We start from the raw sequence: 301 nt of genomic DNA, 5'->3' as shown, positions 1-301 counted from the left end.
GGGAGGGGATGGCGGCGGCCGGAGGGTCCGCCGCCTCGCCCGTGGTCTCCACCGGGTACTCCCAGGGCGGCCTCGCCGCGGCCCAGCTCGCGCCATCCGGCGACTACACCGCCGGCGGGCTCTCCACCCTCGGCCCCCCGGCCGCCCGGGTGGCGGTGCCCACGGGCGTGCCCTGGCTCGCCGGGGAGCACACCGACGACATCGTGCCGGCACTCGGCGGCACTTGGGCGTCGGCCGACCCGGTGCGGGCCCGGCGGGAACGCTGCGCCGGCGCCCCGGTCGACACGAGCGGGGCCTTCCC

1 pseudogene is annotated in these 301 nt (G+C 80.7%); it reads left to right on the top strand.

Annotated features, from left to right (window positions below):
- Positions 1 to 301, top strand: a pseudogene (locus FVP33_RS19640) (hypothetical protein); the annotation flags it as partial.

The sequence above is a fragment of the Lacisediminihabitans profunda genome, from assembly GCF_008040105.1.
Classification (GTDB): Bacteria; Actinomycetota; Actinomycetes; order Actinomycetales; family Microbacteriaceae; genus Lacisediminihabitans; species Lacisediminihabitans profunda.
Note: the sequence above shows the minus strand (reverse complement) of the source record. Positions and strands in the feature narration are given on the sequence as shown.